Source organism: Cupriavidus sp. 22TCCZM04-2 (genome assembly GCF_057798895.1).
Genome location: NZ_JBYOJS010000009.1, coordinates 125,159 through 147,237, shown reverse-complemented (window position 1 = coordinate 147,237; position 22,079 = coordinate 125,159). Strand labels below are relative to the sequence as shown.

Genomic DNA, 22,079 nt, shown 5'->3' with positions numbered 1-22,079 from the left:
CGCTGCTCACCATGCGCAAGAGCAATCACACGAATGGCGATCCTGAACAACTGGATCGTCGCCCAAGGGGCGCAAGGCCCGCCCCCCGGAAAAGAAGCCTCCTTGACGATCCGGGATTTGAGCGATGGCTAGTCTGTGGTTCCGCCCGGAGATGTTCAACCGCGGCCCATCATGAGGCCTGCCCCAGCGCGCGCATCGTCGCCCCGACAAGAGGTTCCTTGAGCTTGAGCGCGCGGCTCTCTATCAAATGCCACGACAGCACTGCAAGGGCTAGCGTCACAACACCGGAAGACACAAGCAACACTATGGCTGAGATGCCTGGAAAGAGGGTGACGATCGACTGCTGGACAGGGAAGGCGTAGATATAGATGCCGTACGAAAAGTCACCCAGCCGGTTGTAGCGGAACAGGGCAGGCGACTGCACAAATGCCGAGCAAACGACCAAGTATGGCATTGCCAAGAGGTACATCAGCGTAAACACATGGTGATTAGGAACAAAGGCACTGCCGACGATGGCGGCGAGCAGCAGCCCTGCGACGGGCGCGGACAGTTCCACGTAGGCGCCTACGATGTACAGGCTGGCACCTGCCAAGAACATCAGCGGCAATGCTGTCTTCTGCATTGCGGAGCCGCCGAGGATTGCGAAGATGCAATACAGGAACGCGGCCGCCGTGAATCCCAGCACCGCCGCACGGAACACGCGCCGGTGAGCGCGCCATGCGACCATCGAGATGACCCATAGCGCGGCCAGTGCGAAGTACATTCGGATCTCGTACATCATGGTCCACAGCGAGCCATTCACCGTATCCGGATACGGGTTGGTCGCGAATACGCCAGGCAAGGGATAGACTGCGCCGGCGATCAGCGTGGTCGTCTTCAGCAGGAACTGGAGCGTTGCTGGATCGATGAGGTATGCAGAGGCCGGCAGCGTAGTGAACGCCATGCCCAGGCCGAACACCACCAGCGCAACCATGACAAGCAGCGCCGGATAGATCCGCAGGAAACGCGCCCACAGAAACTCGAGTACGCTACCGCGCGCCAGGAGGCTCTTGGTCACGAGGAAACCGCTGGTCACAAAAAACACATCGACGGCAATCGTTCCGGGGGTCATCCCGATCAGCCTGCGCAGGGGCTCGTCATTGACGTCGCCGGAGGCCAGTGAGTAACTGTGGGTGACAAGCACAGCGAGCGCGGCTGTGATCCGCATCAGGTTGAAGTTGTTTTCGTCCTTTCTTCCCCCAGCGATATGCGCGAGCCTCATATGCCCTCCCGTTCCCAGTTAGCCGGCCTCGGTTGACGCAACGACGCCGACAGCTTTCGGGCAGCATAGACCGCAGTCGGGACATAAGCTGACGCTTGTCCGATAGCGCCGAGGGATTGGCGGAATAGCCAGGGAGGAGTGGGCGGCGTTGCATCGCACCTCTGTGGAGTTTGTTGCTGCCGATGCGACTCTCGGCCGACTTTTCCGCGCCGCGCGTGCGCGCTACCGACGTCCATATCCGCCAAGATCTCGGAACTTCCGGACACGCGCCCGTACCTGTCAGCCGTAGAAGCTATGATGCAAGCGGAAAAATCGACCAGCATTGGATGGAGGCGGCAGCTATGAAACATCCCGGCAACCCGTTGAAGACCGTTATCGGCGCTGAGCCGGGCAGGCCATCGTGAAGCGATTTCTACGCAGGGCATGCGCCGCGGGCGCCATGCTGGCAGGCCTGGTCGCGGGTGCTGTCGCCGTGTTGACTGGTAGTCCGCGAACTGCGGTCCGCGCGTTTGCCGCGGCAGGCGCGACGGCCGAAGTATCGGTGCAGCCTGCACCCGGGGGCGTCGACCAGGCGGATAGTCTGCAGGCTGCGCTCGACAACCTGCAGGCGGGACAGCGCCTGGTGCTGGCGCCGGGCACCTATGTGGTGGGCCACGTGCTTGCAGTGCGCGGCGAGCAGGTTGTGGTATCGGGCTATGGCGCGACGCTGGTCGCCACGAACCCCGACGAGCAGGCCATCATGATGACTGGCGCGAACTCGACGCTGGTCGGCGTGACGCTGACGGGCGTCGGCACGCAGCGGCTCGAGTCGGCCACGTCGACCAAGGTCGCCGTGGCCGGACAGGGCATCCAGGTGCTTGATGTCAACATCAATGGCGGTGCGAGCGTCGGCATCTTTGTCTCGCGCGGCAGCAGCATTGCTCTGGTTGGCAACAAGGTGCATGGCACGCTGGCCGACGGCATCCACATCACGGGCGGTTCACGCGACGTGCTCGTACAGGACAACGCGGTCACCGGCACCGGCGACGACATGGTGGGCATCGTCAGCTACCAGCGGGACAGCGCGCTCAGCCAGAACGTCTACGTAGCGGGCAACTATCTGGCAGGCAACGCTTGGGGCAGGGGCGTTGCTATCGTCGGCGGTGCCGACGTGACGGTCGCCGGCAACCGGATCGAAGGTGTGCAGAAAGCTGCGGCGGTGCTGGTGGCGCAGGAGGATGGCTATCGCACGGCCAGCGTGACCAATGTCTTGGTCGCGAACAATATCATCTCCGACGACCAGAACGCGACACAACTTGGGAACGACCTCCCCGCCGCAGGCCATGCCGCTATCGACATCAACACGGGCAGCGGAGCCGTGACGGAGGTACTGGTGACAGGAAACCAGGTGACGCGCGCGAGCTTCGACGGATTCCGGGCCCTGAACAATGTTTGCGGCGTCCGCGTTTCAGGCAACCGCTTTGCTGCGATCGGCGGCCTCGCCTTGTCGCTGCAGTACCGCAACTGTACGGAGACGCAGTTTATCTGCGACGCCAATACGCTCGATGGTGTGAGCCTCGCAGCCCCACCAGGATGTTCCAGCGCGGGCACCATCCCGGTTTCCGGCGCGGACGCGAGCCGCCTCCCGCCGGTGCGTACCTCCCTGCGCCAAGGCCTGCAGGCCTCGATGCCAGCGCGCCCGGCACGCTCGGGTTGAGGGATGCCCACGCACAGCGCTTCGCCCCCGGTTGGCGCGATCGGCGCATGACAGTCACCTGACCCGCGGCGTTTCCGCGAGCAGTTGCTGCAGGTATCTGCCGTAGTGGCTTTTCACGAGCGCAGAAGCAAGCCGACTCAGCTGCTCCGCATCGATCCACCGATGGCGGTACGCGATTTCTTCCGGGCATGCCACCATTAGCCCCTGGCGCTTCTGCAACGTGGAAACCAGCAGAGCCGCTTCGATGAGCGAGTCGTGCGTGCCGGCGTCGAGCCAGGCATAGCCGCGGCCCATGATGTCGACACTTAGCTCGCCCGCTGTGAGGTAGCGCGAGTTGATGTCGGTAATCTCCAGTTCGCCGCGGGCAGATGGCCGGATATCTGCCGCGATGTCGCACACCTCACGGTCGTAAAAGTACAGGCCGGTCACCGCATAGCTGGACCGTGGCGAAGCGGGCTTTTCCTCGATCGACAATGCGCGGAAGTCTTCGTCGAATTCGACCACGCCATACCGCTCCGGATCGTGGACGTGATACGCAAACACCGTGGCACCTTCCTCGCGTCGGCTCGTCCGGGTCAGTTGTCTGGCGAGATCGTGCCCATAGAAGATGTTGTCACCGAGGATCAGCGCCGATGGATTCCGGCCGACAAACTCACGCCCGATGATGAATGCCTGCGCCAGCCCATCGGGCGAAGGCTGTTCCGCGTAACGGATGTCTAGGCCCCACTGGCTGCCATCTCCGAGCAGGCCGGCAAAGCGAGGGGTGTCCTGCGGGGTGGAAATGACCAACACGTCGCGAATGCCAGCCGTCATCAACGTTGATAGCGGGTAATAGATCATCGGCTTGTCGTAGACCGGCAGCAGCTGCTTGGAAACGCTTTGCGTGACCGGATACAGTCGGGTGCCGGATCCACCGGCCAGAATGATGCCTTTTCTGGTCATGCCTGAATCTCCGTCGTGGATGGTCTTTCATGTATCTTCAGGGGCGCCGCGCCGGAAGCTGCTGTTTCGCGGCGATAGCACACCGCGAAGGCCGCGGCTCCGAACGCTTCGGTGAGGATGACGGAAATCACCGTTCCTTCGGCGCCCAGGTACCACACAAGCGGGACCACATAGATGAGATGGAGCAACGTCGCCACCGCGTAGACGTTCTGCACCAGACGGTGGCGCCCCAACGCGAGCAGGCCAAGGTTGCCAAACACAAAGGCAACGCTGGTAACCGGCAGCAGCACGCCCTCCAGCCGCAGCAAGAAGATCGCGGCGTGGAACGGTTCGCCCAGCCATATCCGGATGCCAAGATCCGCGCACAGCTCGATCGCGACGAACATCGCCACCGAGCAGCCGAACACCGCCAGCATGGCCTTGCGCATCAGCGCCTGCGCTGCGGCAGCATCTGTGGCGTTGTACTGGCTGATACGCGGGAAGAACGCGGTGCCGACGACGGTAAAGACAGTCTGGCCCGCCATGCGGATCTTGTCCGCCATGGAGAATTGCCCGACCGCGACCGACCCGTGGAAATAGTTGAGCAGGATGGCGTTGAAGTTGACGTAGAAGCTGACCAGCACAAGGGAAAGGAACACTGGATACCCTTCGCGCAACGACGCCGCGATCGCGCGCAATGGTACGGCGACCAGCGTGGCAAGTCGCTGCCGGTGGACCCCCCATAGCGCTGCAGCGGCCAGGAGGGCAGTGCCGATGCTGATTCCCAGCGCCGCAAGCGCTGCGTCGCCGGGCCCCCGAACCCACGCGACGACGCATAAAAGACTGACGGCCTTGGAGATGAAATTTGGCAGCACGAGCGACTTCATGCGCTCCTGCCCCTGGTACAGCCAGAACGGAGTGATCGCGTTGGCGACGACGCCGACGAACGCTGCGGCCAGGATTCCCCCGTGCTGCCGCAAGCTTGACACCATACCCACCGCGCCCAGCATGAGCAGCGCCGACACAAGGGTTAGCAGCAGCTTGGCGCCCATGGTGGCCGAGTACACCTCGGCCACCGCTTGTGGATCGTCGCGGTGCAGGGACACCAGGCGGGTTGCCGTGAGATTGTGGCCATAGTCGGTCAGCAGAATCAGGTATTGCGCCAGCGCCTGACAGTAGGCCAGGACGCCAAATTCGCTGACCCCAAGCACTCGGCCCAGAAACGGCAAAAGCAAGAGCGGGAACAGATAGTTGCCTGCCTGGATGAGGAGAAGGTAGGCAGCGGTCGCACGGATTGATGGCGGCATGGGCTTGTTGATACATGGAGATATCATGGTTGGCCCGGGACCGGGGCGCTGCGCCTGGCATGGTGCGGAGGCGCAGTGGAAGAGATCCGGTGTCGGGCCGGCTGGCCAAAGCATTGGAAGATCAGCCACAGCAGCGCGAGCGGCACGAAGTTCCGTCCGCTGAACAGGTTCGGCACACGCAGGATCTCCATCAGCGACACCAGCAGCACGGCATGGGCGCAACACCAGAAGCCATCCCCCGCGCGCCAGCCGGCATAGCTGCGCGCCAATATCCAGCCCATGAGCGCCGCCAGCAGTAGTGCGAACCACCCCCACTCGTAGAAGTGCACGAAGATGCCGGACGGATTGTTGAACTCGGGATCGCCAAAGTTGTTCAGGAACAGCCCATAGCCGTCGCCGCCACCCGTCAGCGGCCGGAACAACTCTCCTAGTATGGGGAACCTGATGAGCCAGTCGAATGTAAAGGTTGGCTCGCCGGTTCCCCAGCCCATGATCGTCAGCAGGCCGGCGCCGTTGTTCAGCGCTGTCGAGTAATACATCGCCAGCCGCTCAAGCGCGAAGTCGAAGATGTTGTCGTAGATATTGACGTAGTAGGTTTCCCAGGAGCGGCTGTATTCGTTCGCGATGAAGAAGCCAATCATCGGCACAATTGCGGCGAAGGGTCCCAGCGTGAGCAGCGCCGAGCGCCTTGGGAGGCTCCTGAAGCGGGCTGCCATCAGCGCGCAGGGAAGGATTACCTCTACCAGCGCGAGCCGCTCGGCAAAGATGAAGCTGCGTAACAGTGTCAGCACGACCAGCACGACCATGTGGGCCTTGTAACGATTGAAGCCGCGCACAGGTCTGCGGAAGACATAGAAGTACAGCGGCACGTAAGCCACGGTGGCTTGCGTGAGCGTGCTGATGCCGGCAATGCGGCCCTTCAGTTCAAGGACATCGTAGGTGTTTGCCCCGCCTTTCAGGAAGGACAGGAGGATGGCCGGCTGAGCGATCACGCCGCCCATCATGACCAGGTAGCCGGCCAGTGCGAGCCCGAATATGGCATCAAGGACTCGCACCGGAATTTCCGGGGGCTTGTGGCGGGCCGGCAGCACGAGGATACGTTCGGCGTATGCCGCGACGGTGAGTACACCGAGAAAGAGGGCCCCGGCCAGAGCATAGAAGCTGGTGAAGTAGACTCGCTCGATGGCCTTCTGTTCGCCAAGCAGGTCCAGCACGATCAGCGTGTAAAGCGGCAGGATGAAATACAGCAGCAGCCTGGCGGGGTCTTCCCACCAATAGCCTTCAGGGTGATCGGGGGTGTTGGTCATCGTAGCGACTCCGTCAGCGCGGCAGCGATTCGAGCGTATCGACTGTCACCGGCGCCAGCGACGCTGTCATGTCGCCCTGGATGTCAGCCGAAGGGCCAATCCCTGCAAGCGGGGAGGTCGACGCCTGCGCCATCGCGTTGCGCACTACGGTTAGAAGCTCCCGCCGGAAGCGCTCAGGTGAGAACTGGAGCGCATTGCGCCGGCATGCGGCAGGGTTGAATGGTCCGTTGTCCTCGAATCGGCACACCGCGCGCACGATGTCTTCCACGGTCTGGCGTGGAAAGAAGACGCCGGTGCGGAAGTTGCGGTCCGGGCTGTCGATGACCGTCTCGCGGGAACCGCCCCGTCCAAGGGCGATGACCGGCGTCCCGCACGCCTGCGCTTCCAGAGCCACAATGCCGAAATCTTCTTCCGCTGCGAAGACAAAGGCACGCGCGCGTTGCATATAGTCGATCAGCACCTCGGCAGGCTGATAGCCGAGCAGTCGAACGTTGGCGGGCGCCATGTCCCGAATGCGGGCGAGGTCCGGACCGGCGCCGATGACAACCAGACGTTTGTCCGGCATGGCAGCAAAGGCTTCGACGATCAATCCGACCTTCTTGTACGGCACCAGACGCGATGCAGTCAGGAAGAAATCTTCGCGGCACTCGCCAAGGTTGAACCGTTCGATATCGACCGGTGGGTAAACCACGGAGGCATCGCGCCCGTAGACTTTGCGAATGCGACGCGCAACGTAGGCGGAGTTGGCCACGAACAGGTCGACACCCTGTGCGGTCCGGTGGTCCCATATCCGCATGTAATGCAGGATTGCGCGGGCCAGCCAGCTCTTGACGCCGCGCGTCAGGCGGGACTCGTCCAGGTATTGATGTTGCAGATCCCACGCATAGCGGATCGGTGAATGCACATAGCTGACATGCAACTGGCCGGGGCCGGTGATCACGCCCTTGGCCACGGCATGGCTGGACGAGATCACCACGTCGTAGCCGGACAGGTCGAACTGCTCCACCGCCAGCGGCATCAAGGGCAGATAGGCGCGGAAGGACTGACGGGCGCGCGGCAGGTGCTGGATGAAGGATGTCCTGGCGTGCTTGCCTTGCAGGACCGCTCGCTCTGCGTCTGGGAAAAAATCCACCACGCAGAACAGGTCGGCTTCAGGCCAGATCTTCAGAATCTGTTCGAGGACGCGTTCGGAGCCCGCGTAGGTAGTCAGCCACTCGTGTACCACCGCAACCCTGCCGAACTCGTCCGCTGTGCGCAATGGGGTAGGTTTCATCGCTGTGAGAGCCATGGAGTAATCTCGCTGAGTAACCTGGCAGCAGTGGTGCGCCATGAATATCGTTCCACGTTGGCATAGCCCTGCGCACGCAATCTGTCCCGCAAGGTGTTGTCACGCATGACGTGAGTCAACAGCTCGCCAAGCTCTCGAGCGCTGGTCGGGTGAAAATAGAGCGCGGCATTGCCGCAGGCCTCGTGCACCGAAGGCAGGTTGGACGCCAGGACCGGACAGCCAAGTGTCATGGCTTCCACGGGAGGCAAACCATAGCCTTCGTAGAGCGACGGGAAAACAAAGCAGGCCGCATGGCGAAACAGTGCTTTGAGGTCTTCGTCATCGACATAGCCCACGCGTTTGACGAAATCTGGCGCTATCTGCTGCACCGACTGGAACACGGGCAACGTGGCCCCCACAATGACGACGTCGTATTCCGTCGTCTTGAGCAGCTCGATGGCCTCTACCACGAGCCTGAAGTTCTTGTGGTGGCTGGCACTACTGACAGCCAGTACGTAGGGCCGGCCCGATAGCTGGAACTTGCTGCGGATGTCCGGGGCTTGCGGCAGGCGCAGCATGTGGTCACCGCTCATTGGCAGGACGCCGATCTTGCGGTCTGGAATGCGATAGGCTTGGGAGAGTTCTCCGCGTGAGAACTCCGACACAGTGAGCACGCGCCGTGCGATGCGCCCTACCCACGGTGCCATCATGCGGTACCAGGCGCGGAACGCGCGCGTGTAGGCTTGCGGAATTCGTACTGGCGCAGCGTCATGCATGACTGTGACCTGGTTCGGAAACAGCAACGGCGCTGCGTTGCAAAGATTCAGCAGCAGCGTGCCGCGGGCAGCGAGCGGCAGCCTGACCTGCTCCCAGTATTGCCCCGTGCCGCCATGAACCGTCCGGATCCGCAAGTGCGGAAACTGCTGTGGATCCACCTTTACGGATGCCGGAACCAGAAGCTCGAATGACAGCCCGGCAGTGATAGGGTCATGGTCCGCAACGAGCTGGTCGATGCCGCGCACGACCTCGTGGGCAAAGCGGTCAACACCGGTGGCGCGCCTGCCCAGGAAGCGACCGTTAATGGAGACGGTTGAGGCAGCGGACACGGTAGCCGTTTCCAATAAGTTTCAATGCCCCGCACGGGCGAGGGGATTGGCTATATAGCGGACCGCGCGGTTGCTGATGGATGTCACCGGCACCAGGCAAAGCGCGGTCAGGCACCATACGGCGAGCTTCTTGCGCGCGCTCCAGAAGGGATTGGCGACAACCGTATGAAAGTAGCGGCCGGACTCATGACGGAACCAGTGCCATCGCCGGGTCAACGGCGCGCCATGGAGAAGGGCCGCAAAGTGAGCCTTCTCGGCGGAAAAATCGAGCAATTCGGCAGGCAGGGCAATGCCAAGCCGTTCCCAGGCCAGCCCGCGCAGGATGGCCCAGCGCCGGGCAGACTGCCTGGCTCCCGCCAGTGCATCTTCGGCATTGGCGAGCGACAGGTTGGCGCCGCCCGCACGGCCTGTTTGCGCCGTGGTGTGCCGATGCACGCGATAGAGGCCGAGCGGACGATCGAGCGAGCAAACGCCGCCGACCAGGGCAATGCCATAGATGGCGTAGAAGTCGGCACCGTGTATGTTGTCGGCAGTGACCGGGACAGGAAAGATGCGCCGGAGCGCATCCACGCGATAGGCGTTTCCCGAACCGGGCGGTGACGGGTACAGCCATCCGTCCCGCAGTCGCACGCCGCAGTCTGTCACATCGCTGGATTGCGGAACCTGCACCCCGGTGAGTGTCCCGTCCGCGGTCATTACCTCCAGTCGGAACTGAACCTTCACACAGTCGCCGGCCGCGAAGGCGGCCAGCACCGCCTCGGCGGCGTCCGGCTGCAACTGGTCGTCGGCGTCAAGGAAGAGAACGCAGGGCGTGTCGAGCCGACGCAGCGCGTGGTTGTAGGCCGAGACCTGTCCGCCGTTCGGTTGGAACACGGCTTCTATCCTGTCACCGTAGCCCAGGATGACGTCACGCGAACCATCGCTGGACCCGTCGTCGATTACCATAACCCTGACCCCGGGGGCCGTCTGGCGTAGCGCGGAGTCAATGGCTCCCCCCAGGTACGGCGCGTAGTTGTAGTTACAGATGACGATCGTCAGAAGAGCGGGGAAGGAGTTGGTCGGCATGACGGCCTCTGCGGTGGATGTCGGCTACAGGGAATAGTCGGCGTGGAAGCCGAGGCGGCATGCCTCGCCGTCGGCGATCGCGCGTTCAAGCAGATCGAGCCGGGCAGCAGCGCCATGACGCCTGCCGTAGATTCGCAGCAGGGCGAGGAAGACGAGGCGGTTCAGGCGGTATGTCAGGCCGGAGGTCGACCAGTGGTGCTTGTCGAACCATGCCTGGTTGCGGCTGCTGTAGTAGGCGCGGAAATCCGACCGGCTCAGCAGCAGGCACTCGAAATGGTTCTTCCAGTTACGCTTGACGTTCCACGATCCCTCAAGGTCTTCCAGGCGTGCGCTGGTCACCAGCGCAATGCGGCCCCCGCGCGCGGTCAGGCGCCATGTGTACTCGATGTCGTCCGCATACAGCACGAGTTGCCGCTCCGGCAAGCCGAGATCGAGGTAGAGATCGCGGTGCCCGAGGAATCCCCCATACGGCGCAAAAGGCAATGGCAGGACTTCCGGCATGTCCGCCGGCTTCGGGCGGCCCCATGGCGTGCGGCGCCATAGCTTGTAGGGAATGCGGGCCACATGAAAGCCGAAGTAACTGGAGCGCGGCGGCATCGCCAGCGCCACGGGAACACCCATCGCGATATCGGCCTGGTGATCCGGACGGAAGCCAAGCACCGCCGCACGCTGACGGCAATATTCGCGGGTGAGCCGATCCAGCTGATGGCAGAGGACATCGAGTGCACCGGCGCACGGGGCATTGTCATCGTCCATCAGCCACAGATAGTCAGTGTCGCGGCTGAGCGCTGCGTCGATGCCTACCGCATAGCCATTGGCCGACCCGGTGTTGGTCGGCAACCGGATCACGGTAACCCGCGCGCCCCAGTCGTCCTCGAGCCGGCTAAGGTCGGACGAGGAGTTGTTGCTGACGACCACGGCGTGTGCCACGCCCTCGTCCTCGAACGCCCGCCGCAACAGTTCGGCGCAATAGTGCAGGCGCGCGCCGTAGGTCACGGTTACCAGCGTGATGCGTTTGTGATGGGTATGTTTCATAACGGCCTTTTTCTGCTGATGACTGCTCGTTTCCGCGGATCATGCAGGCATGCCCGGGCGGTACGCGTCGGCGCCGTACGCATAGCTGTAGCGGTGCAGGTGGCCGGTGAAGTCGTTGAAGATCACGCCCCGTACAGCGACGTCGGCCTGCGCCAGCCGGCGCGTGCTTTCGTCGATCTGCTCCACGGTGGTGAGCCGGTGCCGCGCGACGATGAAGACGGTGCCCGCCATGCGTCCCAGCACGAGTGCATCCGACACCGGCAGCAAGGGCGGTCCGTCAAGCACCACCATGTCGTACTGGACGGCAACGCGTTGGACAAGTGCGGCCAGTTCCGGCTGCAGCAACAACTCGCTTGGCCCGGACATGTGCCATCCAGTGGCCAGGAAATCGAGGCCGTGCGATACATCGCGACGAAGCACGTCCTCGTACCGGCTCGTACCAGCGATCACCTCGGCCAGTCCCGGGCCGCGGTCCACATGGAATCGCTTGTGCAGCACGCCATTGCGCAGGTCGGCGTCAATCAGCAGCACACGCCGCTTCGAGGCACCTGCCAGCGTGGCGAGATTTGCGGCTACGAAGGACTTGCCGACACCACCCGTAGGGCCTGTGATCAGCACCACACGGTTAGGCGCATCGTTCAGAGCGAAGTGCAGGGTGGTGCGGACTGCGCGCAGGCTCTCGATCGCTGCATCGGGCACTAACGTCCGACCTGCGCTGCCTGCGCTGCCTGCGAGCCTGCGGGGCCAGGCAGGGCGGTAATCGGAAGTCAGCCGGCTGCGCGGCACCGTGGCATACACCGGCAGCCCCGTGCCTGCCTCGATCTCCTCGCGGTCTTGGACGGTACCCGCCACGCGGCGGCGGAGGACGGCCAGGACCACGCCTGCCAGTAAGCCAGTTAGCAGCGAGCCGCCCACTGCGACACCGCGCCGCGGCAGGATCGGCGTCTCGGGTGGCGTCGCGGGGTCGATCAGTCGAACATTGGCGACCTTGCCGGCGCGCACCAGGGTCAGCTGCTGGCGGGCGTTGAGGCGGTTCGTGTAGAGTTCGGTGTCCACCTGCATGTTGCGCTGCAATTGCAGGACCTTCTGCTCGACCAGAGGCAACCTGCGCGTGCGCGCCTCGATGACAGAGAGCTCGGCCGTCGCCCCCTGCAACTGGCCGTCGATTGCCAGCAGTGCAGGATGCTTGTCCGTGTAACGGGTGGACAGTTCCTGGCGCTTCTGCCGCAGGTCGACGACGCGCGTTTCGGCTTCCACGGCTTGCTGGAGCAGGGCGCGCGCCTCCTGGCTGGTATCCACGGTGCCCTGTTGCGCACGAAACGCGTTGTAGCGGCTTTCCGATTCTTCCAGTTGCCGCTTGAGCTGTGGCAATTGCTCATCCAGAAAGCGAATGGATTTGTCTGCCTCTTCCGAGCGGCGTCGCACGTTCTGTTCCACGTACTCCTTGCCGACCTCATTCAGGATCTGGCTGGCGCGGACCGGATCGACGCTGTCCAGCGCCACGCCGATGATGCTCGACTGCTTGCCGCGTTCCCCAATGGCCATGGTCCTTTGCAACCATTCGGTGGTAGCGATCTCGGAGTAGCGCCTGATGGAAAAGCTCGCGCCCGGCTCGCCGTCGGCGGCGCGGACCAGCAGGTCGATCGCTCCGTGCCGGGTTTCGGCATGTAGCGGCATACCGACCTTGCCGTGAAGCGTCAGCAACGGCGTGCCCCAAGAGCCGGGCAGTGTGAGGACATAGGAGCCCTCATGAGCGAGCGTCAGCACGAAGGTTTTGCCCTGCTGGGAAGCCGGCACGTCGAACATGGCAACATCGATGCGTTCCGCGCCATACACGTAGCCGCCAAGCGGATGCGAGAAACCATCCGTACGGGCGGCGAGCCACCATCCAATCACCGGCACATAGCGCGGGCTAGCCTCGATATACAGTTTCAGCTTCTCGACCGCGCGTGACACCACCATGCGCGAGTTGAGCACCTGGATTTCCGAAGTCGTGTCCGGCTTGATCTCAGAGGTCAGCTTGGGGTCGTCGGAAGTGGACCGGGTCCCGATGGAACTGGGTTCAACCTGGATCAGGATGTCGGAGCGGTAGAGGGGGCGCGTGAACAATGCATACGCGACCCCGGCGAGCAGGCACACGGACGTGGCGACCACGATCAGCCACCTGCCTGCGTACAGTGTCGTCAGATTGTTCAGGGCTCGGGCCGGCGGCCGGCTGGGCAGTTCATAGACCGGGTTCGAGATGTAAGAGGTCTTCATGCCGCACTCCTGCGTGGGTATCGACCGTGCATAGGCGCTGATTTCACGGGACAAGCGCCCGGCCGACGGTCGCAGTCTGGGCGGTGGGCAACAGCAGGTTGACAACGCGGCTCCAGCGAACCAGTGCCGACGCATCCACAAACACCACGTCGTTGGCCTGCAGCGAAAAGCCTTCCGCCAACGCCATGGCCGATGGCGTGCTCGCGTCGAGGTGGTACACCACTGGCTTGTTGCCATCGTCCCCACGCACGACATACACGTCTCGCGCGTCGCCGGAGTACTGGCTGATGCCACCGGCATCGCCAAGCGCCTGGTTCAGGCTCAGCTTGCCGTTATTGAGCGTCAGTGTGGATGCCCGCGCCACCTCCCCAAGTACGAAAACCTTGCTGTCGGTGGCAGCGTAGAAACGTACCAGGTCGCCGTCGCGCAGCAGGATGTCGGATGGATTACCGCCCTTCGCAATGAGATCTGGCAGGTTGATGCGTACGGTCTTGTCGCCACGTGTCAGAGCCACCCAGGAGCGGTCCGCCGTTGCGGTGAAGCCGCCGGCACGATTGATCGCCTCGGGTAGCGTCATTGGCACGTCATTGATGATCTGCAGACCAGGGGTCTGCACGGCGCCGTCCAGATAGACGCGCTTGCTGCGATATGCCTGGATGCGCAGTGTGATCTGCGGATTGCGCACGTACTCGGACAGGCGCCTGGTGAGAAGCTCGCGTGCATCAGCCTCGGTCAGGCCCGCCACAGGGACCATGCCGACGAAAGCGAACTGCACCATGCCGCGAGCGTCCACGGTATAGCCGGTTACCACCGCGTTGGAGCCGGCAGTGTCCACGCCACTGGTTACCTGCAGCGCTGGCATGTTGAGTTCCGGATGGCCCCACACCACGATGCTCAGCACGTCGCCGGGCCCCAATGCATAAGCGCGCGACTTGTCGTACAGCGCGCGAACCTCCTGCGGCACACCCTGGGGACGGGCGGCTTGCTCTGCATCGATCAGCGTACCGGTAATCTCGATCAGATTGTCGCGTGTAACCGACTGCACGCCTTTTATCGATGGCAGCTCGGGTACGGTGCCCACGGACGACGGCTGCGTCGCGCGCGTGGCATCGGGGGAAGAGCCGGACCCGGACTGGAACGACATCCCGGGCGCCATTGTGCAGGCGCCGAGGAGGGCTGCCAGGCCTGGCAGCAACGTCGTCGCCAGGATCCGGCGATGCGGTTGGTCAGTACGCGCCGCGGCCATGTAGCACCACCCCGATGGTCTTGAACAGGATTCCGATGTCACCCACGAACGACCAGTTCCTGACGTAGGCAACATCGAGCGCGACGCGAGTCCCGTAATCCGTTTCATTGCGGCCACTGACCTGCCAGAGGCCGGTAATGCCGGGAAGGACGCGGAGGTAATACGCGGCAGCATCGCCGTACCGCTCGAGTTCCTTCTCGACGACGGGGCGCGGACCGACGAGGCTCATGTCGCCGCGCACGACGTTCCACAGTTGTGGCAATTCATCGATGCTGGTACGCCGGATGAAGCGCCCGAGCGGGGTGACACGGACATCGTTCCTGAGCTTGAAATCCTTTTCCCATTCGGCGCGCGCCGCCGGGTCGGTCGCGAGCAATTCCTTAAGCACGGCGTCTGCGTTGAGTACCATCGAACGGAACTTCAGGCACTTGAACTTCCTGCCATCCACGCCTACGCGGGTGTGCCCGAACACGCAGGGTCCGCCGTCGCGCATTACCAGCATTGCCACCACGGCCAGCAGTGGCGACAGCAGCAGCAACAGCGCAAGCGCTGCTGCGACATCGAACGCCCGCTTGGCGCCAAGTCCCAGCGGTGACGGAAATCGCAGATCCGCGCCTGCCGGCAACGGCTGGGAGGGCGCTCCGAATGCGACCAATGCGCCGGGCAAGGTAGCTTCCGTACCCGGCCCGGCTGAAGAGGCCGCGGTCAGGCGGCTGGGTACGATGCCGGATCTTGCAAAGAGTGATTTCACAGTGAACATGGCGACGCTCCCTAGTAGAGGTTGGACTGCAGTCAATCTCCCTTGCCGCTGGCTGCGGCTGTCGGACGCCCGTCAGACGCAGCGCCCGTAGGTGTCGGCGACGCGGACAATGTCGTCCTCGCCGAGATACGCGCCGGACTGCACCTCGATGATCTCGAGCGGCAGCTTTCCGGGGTTCTCGAGCCGGTGCATCACGCCGATGGGGATGTAAGTGGATTCGTTCTCGCTGAGCAGGAACTGCTCGTCGCCACGCGTGACCCGCGCGGTGCCGCGTACCACCGTCCAGTGCTCCGCGCGGTGGTGGTGCAGCTGCAAGGAAAGAGAAGCGCCAGGATTCACCACGATGTGCTTGACCTGGAATCGCTCCCCATGGTCGAGCGAGTCATAGCTGCCCCATGGCCGCTGAACCTTTCGATGGGTCTCGGCCTCCGGCCCATGCTGGCGCGCGATGCGCTCGACCAGGCCCTTGACCGCCTGGACCCGCGAGCGGTCCACCACCAGCACGGCATCGGCGGTTTCGACCACGATCAGATTGAACGTACCCACGCAGGCCACCAACCGGCCCTCCGAATGGGCGTAGCACGAGGTGGCACCCTCGAACATCACGCGGCCGCGAGCTGCATTGCCGTCGTCGTCCTTGTCGATGGCATCCCATACGGCATCCCACGAACCGAGGTCAGACCAGCCCGCCTCCAGCGGTACCACAATGCCTTCTAGCGCGTCTGCGTGCGCCAGGTGCTCCATCACGGCATAGTCGATCGAGTCCGATGGCACCTCCGCGAACGACGCCGCGTGCGGATGAAAGAACGCGCCATCGTCGCGGCCAGCCGTGCAGGCGCTCACGCAGGCCGCGTGCATCGCCGGCTGGAGGTATTGCAGCGCGGCCAGCCAGGTGCTGGCGCGCACGACGAAGATGCCGCTGTTCCACCAGTATTCGCCGGACGCAAGGTACTGCGTCGCAAGTTCGGCGGCGGGCTTCTCCACGAACGCGTCGATCCGGTGTGCCATGCCGTCGAGCTGCGCACCGAGGCGGATATAGCCAAAGCCTGTGTCGGCGCGAGTAGGCGGCACCCCGAGTGTGACGATAGCCCCTTGTTCTGCAAAGCGTGCCGCGCGCAGTACGGCGAGGTGGAACGCATTGCCATCGGCAATCACATGGTCCGCGGGCATAGCGACGAGGATGCTGTCATTGCCATGCTCACAGGCCAGCAATGCGGCGAGCGTTAGCGCCGGTGCCGTGTTGCGCCCGACCGGCTCAACGACGATACGCGCGTCCACCCCTGCCTCGGCCAGTTGCTGGGCAGCCATGAAGCGGTGTGCTTCGCCGCAGACGATGATCGGCGCGGCGTCAGCGCCGGCGCTGCAATGGAGGCCGGCCAGGCGGCGTGCAGTGGTCTGCAGCAGAGAATCGTGGCCGATGATGTCGATCAGCTGCTTGGGAAAGTGCTTGCGCGACAGGGGCCACAACCGAGTCCCGGAGCCCCCGGCAAGCACCACCGCCGAAAGCCGCATGCCCAGGGCGGGCGGCGACGCCCGATTCTGCTCGACGAGCGCATCGGTGGAGGTGTCATCCACTACATCCAGCGGGTCAGTTGGGGGCATGATCTGCTCCTGTCCGGTGTGGGCCTGCAACCGGGGAAACGGCGGAAACCGTCTTTGTTGCAGCGAAGCATAGATGCGCCGAAAAGCCTCAGGACTGGACTGGCGGAAAATGCAGAATGATTGACCGATTAACTGGGAAGTAAATTATAAGAAGTAATGTTAGGGCCACATTTTGATGAGTTTGAAAATTCCGAAATGTCTGAAATTGAAAACGGCGCCACTCAGAATTGTCGCAATGCCCAAGATTGAGGCGCTCTGTTACTTTCTGTTTCGATTTGCCCAATCCACGTGCAGAAGCCGTTTTCTGGGGAATTAATACATTATCTATATCCAATCTAAAATCCCGTAATTAGGGAATGTGACTCAAATTAGATACATGGCATGATTGGCACGCCGCATTTTTGCAGAAACTCAACTGTTGCCGAGTAATGATCCGCCAACATAGCGGAACTTTCAGCCAGACGGCCTTCCACGGCGTCCAATTGTCGTTATGATGCAATGCAACAGATTTGATTTGCTGATTTAACGCAAGGGGGTGCTGATGTCATGGAGAACCTTGTCGATATGCTGCCGCCGGTCCGGTCCCTCGGTCCGTTACCGGTAGCCGCCCAACGGGAGATTCAGCGCATCGGGTTGCTGCTGTTTGAAGGCTGCTCGCTGCTTACAGCCGGCATCATTGCGGAAGCCTTCCGCGTAGCCAACGAACTCGAACTGCTGCGTCGCAGGCGACCTGTCTACCAGCTCTCCCTCTTGTCTTACCGCGGCGGCAATGTCGCGTGCTCCTCTTCCATCCGGATCTGGACGCAGAGCCTGGACGCGCTGGGTCAGCGAGGCTTCAATGCGATCTTCATTGCCTGCAGCGAGCGCGAGCCGGTCGTTGAGCGTGATGCGCGGCTCATGACCGCTATGCTCGAGGTCAGTGCAATGGTGCTGGAGCGTTCGCGCGCGGGGCGGGAGCCGATCCTGCCCCGCGTCTCCCGGGCGCATCCGATGCGTATCGCCGAGAGGGACAACGTTGTCGGCTCCATCCATGCCATGCCTTCCGTATTCTGGTGCCGCGGAGGCGTGGACTCCGCTCCGGACGTCATGCCATCTGCCGTCGATATGGCTCTGGCACAGATCGAGTCGGACCTTGGCTTCGTCATGGCCCGGGAAGTTGCAAGGCAACTCGCGCCGCAAAGGGACATGCAGATGGTGCGTCCGGATGCCGAGGAAGCTGGCGACGCGCCCGACATCGCATCGTCCGAAACCACCGAAAAGATTCGCGCGTCGGCACGGTGGATCGGGGAGCATTACACGGAGGCGATCTCCGTGGCTGACGCGGCGCGCGTTGCCGCCATGAGCGAACGCAACTACCTGCGGCGCTTCAAGTGGGCCCTGGGCGTGACGCCGTCGGAGTATCTGCTGCGCACGCGGCTGGACATGATTTGCCGGCTGCTGATAGAGACGGACCTGCCGGTCGACAAAATAGCGCGGCGCTGCGGGATGGGAAACGGGGACCGGCTCGCCAAGATTTTCCGCAAGCGCTTTTCGCTGTCGCCCACGTCGTATCGCAATCAGGGCAAGACGAAGCAGTGCGAGACAACCTAGCTACTGTAGGAGACCTGAGCATGCGCCACGACCTGCTGGATGTTGCGAAACTTGAGTGGATGTCCCGTGAGCTGTCGGAAACCTACCGTTGCGCCGAACCGTTTCCCCATATCTGCATCGACAACTTTCTTGACGAAGACGTCTATCGGGAAGCCAGCGATGCGTTTCCAGGCGCCACGGAGCGCGTCTGGTTCAAGTTTCACTCGGCCACCGAGAACCTGAAGCTGCAAAGCCAGGACTTCTACGCCATTCCGCCTGCGCTTCGGGCACTGATCATGGAGTTCAATGCCCCCGGATTCACCCGCTTCCTGGAGACACTGTCCGGCATCCAGGGGCTGGTGCCGGATCCTCACCTGCATGGCGGCGGCCTGCACCAGACGCTGCCTGGCGGCCACCTGGGCCTGCATATCGACTACAACTACCATCTCGAATGGAAGCTTGACCGTCGGCTCAATGTGCTGCTGTATCTCAATGACCAGTGGGAGGACAGCTGGTCCGGCCATCTGCAACTGTGGGACAACGAGGTCCAGCGCTGCGTGCAGAAGATCGCGCCGATCGGAAATCGGCTGGTTGTCTTCAATACTAATGAGTGCTCATGGCATGGGCATCCCGAACCCCTTGCGTGCCCGCGAGGCGTCACGCGACGGTCGATCGCGCTTTACTACTACTCCAACGGCCGGCCCGAGCAGGATGCTGCCGATGAGCATTCCACGCGCTTCCAGACGCGGCCGGGCGAGCGGTACGGCTTCACCGCACGCGACATCCTGCATGGCATTACGCCGCCTTATGCAAAGGCGTTGGCCAAGCGGATTGTCGGGCGATAGCGGGGACCGCACTCACTTGCGATGGAGAGATCATGCCACCATACGGCCACGCCGATGTCACAACACCGCATCGCGCTGACGAGGGCAAGGGAATGCCATATATGCTCGTCACCGGCGGTGCGGGCTTCATCGGCGCCAACTTCGTCCTGAATTGGCTGAGCCAGGATGTCACGGTCGGTATTATCAACGTCGACAAGCTGACCTACGCTGGCAACCGCAACACCCTGGCCTCCCTCGGAGGTGACGCCCGGCACATCTTCTCGCAGACTGATATCTGCGACCGCGCCGGCCTGGACCAGCTGTTTGCCGCCCATCAGCCGCGCGCTGTGGTTCACTTTGCCGCCGAAAGCCATGTCGACCGCTCCATCCACGACCCGGCCGGGTTTATCCAGAGCAATATCGTGGGCACCTTCAACCTGCTCGAGACCGCGCGCACTTATTGGGAAGGTCTGGATGCCGCCGCAAAGGCCGCTTTCCGCTTCCTGCACGTCTCCACCGACGAAGTGTTCGGATCACTGGGCCCCGGCGATCCCCAATTCTCGGAAACCACCGCCTATCGGCCGAATAGTCCGTATTCGGCCTCCAAGGCTGCGTCAGACCACTTGGTCCGGGCCTACCATCAGACTTATGGACTGCCGGTCCTGACGACCAACTGCTCGAACAATTACGGTCCCTTTCACTTTCCCGAGAAACTGATCCCGCTGATGATTACCAATGCCTTGGCTGGCAGGTCGCTGCCCGTCTATGGCGATGGCCTCAATGTGCGCGACTGGCTCTACGTGGGTGACCACTGCGCAGCGATCCGCGCAGTGCTGGCACGCGGCCGCGTGGGCGAGACCTATAACGTGGGTGGCTGGAACGAGAAGACCAACCTCGGTGTGGTCCACACCCTGTGTGACCTGCTAGATGAGCTCCGCCCCAAAGCTCTCGGCTCCTATCGCGACCAGATCACCTTCGTCAAGGATCGCCCGGGTCACGACCGCCGCTACGCTATCGATGCCCGCAAGCTCGAGCGCGAGCTGGGCTGGAAGCCTGCCGAGACATTAGAAACCGGTCTGCGCAAGACTGTTCAGTGGTACCTGGACAACCAAGCCTGGGTGCAGAACGTAATGTCGGGCGACTACCGGGACTGGACGGCTAACCAATATGCAGCATAAAGCGATCAGCGTCCCCACGTTCTTGGTGACGGGCAGCAATGGCCAGGTCGGCTTCGAACTGCGTCGTAGCCTTGCCCCGCTGGGCCGTGTCGTGGCATTGGATCGTACCGGCTGCGACCTATCATGCCCGGATGAAATCCGCCGCACGGTGCGCGAGTACCGGCCCGACGTGATTGTCAACCCGGGCGCCTATACCGCAGTGGACAAGGCGGAAACCGAACCGGATCTGGTCTTCGCCATCAATGGCACGGCTGCCGGAATTCTGGCAGAAGAAGCCAAGGCGCTCGGGAGCTTGCTGGTCCACTATTCCACGGATTATGTCTTCGACGGCATCAAAAACGGGACCTATGTCGAAACCGACCCGGTCAATCCACTGTCGGTGTACGGCAAGAGCAAGCTCGCCGGTGAACAGGCCATTGCCGCCACCGGTGCACGGTCGTTAATCCTGCGGACCTGCTGGGTCGCCGGCGCCCATGGCGGTAACTTCACCAAGACAATGCTTCGCCTGGGCAGTGAGCGCGAGAGCCTGCGCGTGATTTCCGACCAGTTTGGTGCACCCACCACTGCGACGCTGATTGCCGACGTGACCGCGCAGATCTTGGGACGACGTTGGCTGTCTGGCGACCCCATGTCGTTTCCCTCCGGCCTCTATCATTTGGCCGCTGCCGGTGAAACCACCTGGCACGCCTACGCAACTGAAGTACTGCGCTATGCCGCCGCCCGTGGTATCGAGTTGAAAGTCGATCCGGGGTGTATCGAGCCGATTCCCGCCACGGCGTATGCTATGCCGGCGCCACGCCCGGCCAACTCGCGCCTGGACACCAGCAAGCTGCGCCAGACTTTCGATATCCACCTTCCGGATTGGCAGCAGGGCGTGCATTTCCTGCTAGACCAGATTTTCTCCTGAGCCTGCTTACCATGCGCAAAGGCATCATTGCCACGTTGCCAAGCCGTCAGGGTGCTCCCAGGAGATCGCATATCGGAGCCAATGGATCCGTGCCGAGCAGGTCCTCGCACTGGCCTCGCCACTTTCCAAGAATCGGTATGGCAAATACCTCCAGCAGATTCATTTTGGAGCCTATCAAATGAGCTTAAATGTTATTCAAACTGATATTCCTGAGGTTCTGATCATCGAGCCAAAGGTGTTCGGTGATGACCGCGGCTTCTTCTACGAGAGCTTCAATGGGCGCTTGTTTGAGGAGGCAACGGGCGTGAAGCGAACCTTTGTGCAAGACAACCATTCGCGCTCCACACGCAATGTATTGCGCGGGCTTCACTATCAGATCAAGCATCCCCAAGGCAAGCTGGTGCGCGTGGTGGTGGGCCAGGTATTCGATGCTGCGGTGGACCTGCGTACGCGTTCGCCGAATTTTGGCAAGTGGGTTGGTGTCACGTTATCAGCAGAGAACAAGCGCGAGCTATGGGTCCCGGAAGGCTTCGCCCATGGCTTTGTAGTGATATCTGAATATGCGGAATTTCTCTATAAGACGACGGACTATTGGTATCCGGAACATGAGCGTAGCTTGCTCTGGAACGATGCGCAGGTAGGCATCGACTGGCCAATCAACGGCGAACCTGTCCTCGCCGCCAAAGACGCCGCTGCGAAATCAATCGGACATGCGGAGCTGTTTGCGTAGGGAACTTAGAAGCGGCAGATCACTTCGATTTCGGAAACG

17 protein-coding genes and 1 pseudogene are annotated in these 22,079 nt (G+C 62.4%); 6 read left to right on the top strand and 12 right to left on the bottom strand.

Annotated elements, in window-relative coordinates; translation table 11 throughout:
* Positions 1-169: 169 nt before the first annotated feature.
* Complete coding sequence (locus AC3FKG_RS15540) at positions 170-1,261, bottom strand: acyltransferase family protein (RefSeq protein WP_488743487.1); 1,092 nt, start codon at positions 1,259-1,261, stop codon at positions 170-172.
* 439 nt (positions 1,262-1,700) lie between these two features.
* Between AC3FKG_RS15540 and AC3FKG_RS15535 the strand changes: the two genes are divergently transcribed.
* A complete protein-coding gene (locus AC3FKG_RS15535) occupies positions 1,701-2,957 on the top strand; it encodes a right-handed parallel beta-helix repeat-containing protein (RefSeq protein WP_488743529.1) in 1,257 nt (418 codons plus the stop codon).
* A gap of 54 nt (positions 2,958-3,011) precedes the next feature.
* On the opposite strand, the gene rfbA is transcribed toward AC3FKG_RS15535, so the two are convergent.
* The 11 genes and pseudogenes from rfbA to AC3FKG_RS15480 form a co-directional block, all read right to left on the bottom strand.
* Positions 3,012-3,899, bottom strand: coding sequence for a glucose-1-phosphate thymidylyltransferase RfbA (gene rfbA, locus AC3FKG_RS15530; protein ID WP_488743486.1), 888 nt, complete (start codon positions 3,897-3,899; stop codon positions 3,012-3,014).
* Positions 3,896-5,185 carry an oligosaccharide flippase family protein gene (locus AC3FKG_RS15525; protein WP_488743485.1) on the bottom strand — a complete coding sequence of 430 codons (1,290 nt, stop codon included), beginning with the start codon at positions 5,183-5,185 and terminating at the stop codon, positions 3,896-3,898. The genes rfbA and AC3FKG_RS15525 overlap by 4 nt, the downstream gene beginning before the upstream one ends.
* A 23-nt stretch (positions 5,186-5,208) precedes the next feature.
* Complete coding sequence (locus tag AC3FKG_RS15520) at positions 5,209-6,492, bottom strand: oligosaccharide repeat unit polymerase (protein ID WP_488743484.1); 1,284 nt, start codon at positions 6,490-6,492, stop codon at positions 5,209-5,211.
* A gap of 13 nt (positions 6,493-6,505) precedes the next feature.
* The gene (locus AC3FKG_RS15515) at positions 6,506-7,780 is read right to left on the bottom strand and encodes a glycosyltransferase family 4 protein (RefSeq protein WP_488743483.1); all 1,275 of its coding nucleotides are present in this window, start codon (positions 7,778-7,780) and stop codon (positions 6,506-6,508) included.
* Entirely contained in the window at positions 7,762-8,865 is a 1,104-nt protein-coding gene (locus AC3FKG_RS15510) for a glycosyltransferase family 4 protein (protein ID WP_488743482.1), read from the bottom strand. The genes AC3FKG_RS15515 and AC3FKG_RS15510 overlap by 19 nt, the downstream gene beginning before the upstream one ends.
* A gap of 21 nt (positions 8,866-8,886) precedes the next feature.
* The gene (locus AC3FKG_RS15505; RefSeq protein ID WP_488743481.1) at positions 8,887-9,930 is read right to left on the bottom strand and encodes a glycosyltransferase family 2 protein; all 1,044 of its coding nucleotides are present in this window, start codon (positions 9,928-9,930) and stop codon (positions 8,887-8,889) included.
* A 24-nt stretch (positions 9,931-9,954) separates the two neighbouring features.
* Positions 9,955-10,965, bottom strand: coding sequence for a glycosyltransferase (locus tag AC3FKG_RS15500; RefSeq protein WP_488743480.1), 1,011 nt, complete (start codon positions 10,963-10,965; stop codon positions 9,955-9,957).
* 39 nt (positions 10,966-11,004) lie between these two features.
* Positions 11,005-13,224 (bottom strand): GNVR domain-containing protein, encoded by a 2,220-nt coding sequence (locus AC3FKG_RS15495; RefSeq protein ID WP_488743479.1) that lies wholly within the window; start codon positions 13,222-13,224, stop codon positions 11,005-11,007.
* 43 nt (positions 13,225-13,267) lie between these two features.
* Entirely contained in the window at positions 13,268-14,470 is a 1,203-nt protein-coding gene (locus AC3FKG_RS15490; protein WP_488743478.1) for a polysaccharide biosynthesis/export family protein, read from the bottom strand.
* Positions 14,451-15,044, bottom strand: a pseudogene (locus tag AC3FKG_RS15485) (sugar transferase); the annotation flags it as partial. The gene AC3FKG_RS15490 and the pseudogene AC3FKG_RS15485, both read right to left, overlap by 20 nt.
* A gap of 258 nt (positions 15,045-15,302) precedes the next feature.
* A complete protein-coding gene (locus tag AC3FKG_RS15480) occupies positions 15,303-16,832 on the bottom strand; it encodes a mannose-1-phosphate guanylyltransferase/mannose-6-phosphate isomerase (RefSeq protein ID WP_488743477.1) in 1,530 nt (509 codons plus the stop codon).
* A gap of 546 nt (positions 16,833-17,378) precedes the next feature.
* Here AC3FKG_RS15480 and AC3FKG_RS15475 point away from each other — a divergent pair.
* The 5 genes from AC3FKG_RS15475 (at position 17,379) to rfbC (ending at position 22,040) form a co-directional block, all read left to right on the top strand.
* Positions 17,379-18,422 (top strand): GlxA family transcriptional regulator, encoded by a 1,044-nt coding sequence (locus tag AC3FKG_RS15475; protein ID WP_488743476.1) that lies wholly within the window; start codon positions 17,379-17,381, stop codon positions 18,420-18,422.
* Between the two features lie 20 nt (positions 18,423-18,442).
* Positions 18,443-19,246 carry a 2OG-Fe(II) oxygenase gene (locus tag AC3FKG_RS15470; protein WP_488743475.1) on the top strand — a complete coding sequence of 268 codons (804 nt, stop codon included), beginning with the start codon at positions 18,443-18,445 and terminating at the stop codon, positions 19,244-19,246.
* Positions 19,247-19,338: 92 nt separating this feature from the next.
* The gene (gene rfbB, locus AC3FKG_RS15465; protein ID WP_488743528.1) at positions 19,339-20,403 is read left to right on the top strand and encodes a dTDP-glucose 4,6-dehydratase; all 1,065 of its coding nucleotides are present in this window, start codon (positions 19,339-19,341) and stop codon (positions 20,401-20,403) included.
* Entirely contained in the window at positions 20,393-21,310 is a 918-nt protein-coding gene (rfbD, locus tag AC3FKG_RS15460; protein WP_488743474.1) for a dTDP-4-dehydrorhamnose reductase, read from the top strand. Before rfbB ends, rfbD begins: the two co-directional genes overlap by 11 nt.
* 178 nt (positions 21,311-21,488) lie before the next feature.
* Complete coding sequence (gene rfbC / locus AC3FKG_RS15455; RefSeq protein WP_488743473.1) at positions 21,489-22,040, top strand: dTDP-4-dehydrorhamnose 3,5-epimerase; 552 nt, start codon at positions 21,489-21,491, stop codon at positions 22,038-22,040.
* The last annotated feature ends 39 nt before the right edge of the window (positions 22,041-22,079 follow it).